This window comes from Streptococcus oralis, from assembly GCF_001579175.1.
GTDB classification, from domain to species: domain Bacteria; phylum Bacillota; class Bacilli; order Lactobacillales; family Streptococcaceae; genus Streptococcus; species Streptococcus oralis_O.
This window is the reverse complement of the sequence record NZ_KQ970760.1, coordinates 186384-188559: the sequence shown is the minus strand read 5'-3', so window position 1 is coordinate 188559 and position 2176 is coordinate 186384. Positions and strand designations below refer to the sequence as shown.

At 46.0% G+C, this 2176-nt stretch carries 2 protein-coding genes; both read right to left on the bottom strand.

Features of this window, described 5'->3' with window-relative positions; all coding sequences use genetic code 11:
- Positions 1-1145, bottom strand: a 1145-nt coding sequence (gene asp2 / locus SORDD24_RS05205) for an accessory Sec system protein Asp2 (RefSeq protein ID WP_231082712.1), incomplete at its 3' end; no start/stop codon positions are given.
- Positions 1129-2176 (bottom strand): accessory Sec system protein Asp1 (asp1, locus tag SORDD24_RS05200; RefSeq protein WP_061408286.1); only part of this gene is annotated, 1048 nt, incomplete at its 5' end. The genes asp2 and asp1, both read right to left, overlap by 17 nt.

The following is a 2176-nucleotide window of genomic DNA, read 5'->3' as shown; positions in this document are numbered from 1 at the left end:
ACTACGATTCCCTTGGGCTCAAAGCGAGAGCCATAATAGAGGGCTGGGAAGGTTCCCATTGACAGCCCAGATAGGATCAAGTCACTTCTATCCAAGCCTAGGTAGTCTAGATAGTGTTGGATCGTTGCTTGTATGCTGTCTTCCAACTCCTCAGTTCCTAGGTAAAAGGCTCCTCCTTCTAATCGAGGGTCCGAAAAGAGGAGAAAGGGGCATTGGAGATTCTTCATCATCCAGTAACCCTCAAAGCCTTCCGCCGGACGGTAACCTGAGAAATAGACTGCTAGAGGTGGCTTGAAATCTCCTGGGTGAAAGAAATAGTTGATTTCCTCACGTTTTTTGTCATGCAGGATATTGCCTCCGAGAACAAACTTTCCAAACTGTTTCCGGCTCCAGCGTTGGTGGAGATTGCCGATGTTGACCTTTCCCTGACCACGCGCTTCAAGAGAAATGCTCAGATAAGCGTCATAGTCTTGCTCAACTATGATTGCTGAGGCAAAGTCTGCTTCCTCAAGGAGAATGTCCTGTCTAATCTCTGAAACGGATCCTGCTGGGATTTTTCGCAAACGCAAGCGCAAGTCCACTGGTCCAGTTTTTTCATATTCGAGCCAGAGTTCGATTGGCGAATGGGCTTGGACGGTCTGATTATAGGCCCAAGAGGCTAGCTGGGTATAGGTATTGCCAAAGTTTCCTTCTAATTTCAGATTCTCAAATCCTTGATAGGAGACAGAGCCTTGGAAACTCGGGTGAATCCGTATCGTAGCTGGACTCATCTTGTCCCCATAACCACCTTCAAAGAGGGAGGTGGAAAGGTCTCGAACAAAGCCCTGTCGGTCTGACAGATCCATCGCTTGCATACAGTGCTGTTTGATGAGATTATGAAGACCTTGATCCTGACTTGCAAACTGTTCTGGATAGAAAACCGTATAGGGTTCCAAGCTAGATGCAAAAGGCAACAAATCTACTAGATAAGCCCCATCCGTGAGAATGACAGCATGAAAGTAATCTAGGTCATTCTCATCCATGATTTTCTGGATAGCAGACGGTGTGTTGGGAGGAACATGATACCAGTCTAGTTGGGCTGGTAGGGCAAGAGTATCTTGCCAATCCTCTGGACCGATTTGCAAGATCTTATACTTCTTTTCCATGAGTCACCTCCTCCAACCACTTCTCTAGTTTAATCAGAAATTGCTCGCCAGTGTGTTCCTTTATCTTTTCAATGGAATGGATCAAAGCATCATTCCACACCTGTAGGCTATCGAGATAGTAATGGGCCGCTTGAGCAAAATCAGCAGTGTTTTCCAACAGATAGCCATTCTTCTGATGGCTGACATACTCTGTTTTGACCCTATTGATTTGAGGGATACCAGCACTAATCCCCGCTATCTGGGTATAAAGAAGAGGCTGGCTGTTCAGATCGACAATCAAACGAACAAATTCCAGCTGCTTGATTAACTCTGATTCATCCTGCATATTGACAAACGAATAGCGCTTGCTCTGATGGCGATTGTCCTCAAGTGGATTTTCAGCTCCTTGGTAATCAACTTCCTTCTCCAGTTCCTGGTCTTGAAACTGGTCTGTAATCATCTCTGCAACTCGTGTTTCCAGCTGCTTCATTTCTTCTTGACTAGCAGCAAAGGCTCCAAAGACCAGCTCTGTATCCTTGTTTTCAGAAAGGAAATGCAAGACCTGATAGAGAGCTTGGTCCTCTATCCCCTGCTCAAAGTCAAGTTGATAGTAGAGGAGCGACTCCTTCCGAGTCTGACTCTTTCCTAGCTCCAAGCGGGTATCGAAAGGCGATAAATGACGAAACTTCGTTGCTTGTTCTGAAAAGGCAGACTGAGCCAAGCGCAAGGTGTCCTCTCTGTCGACTAGAACAAGGTCCACCTTAGGCAACAAATCCGCCAACTGAGGTAATTGCTCTTGAGGATTTCGTCCGATAAAAAGACTGAGAACCTTAGTGGTTTGGTGAGGCAATCGTTCTAAAAGGAAGTCATTGTGCTGATCACAAGCAGGCAGAAAATAGGTCGCTCCTCCCTCAGGGAGTTGAGCTATTTTCTTCTCAAAAAACTCCGCAATCAAATCTCCCATATCTTGGTAGGCCTCTTTTTGGAAGCGAAAAGCAAAGATAGGATTGACCTCGATACGGCCCCCATCTTGCAAGTACTCTCTAAACTGC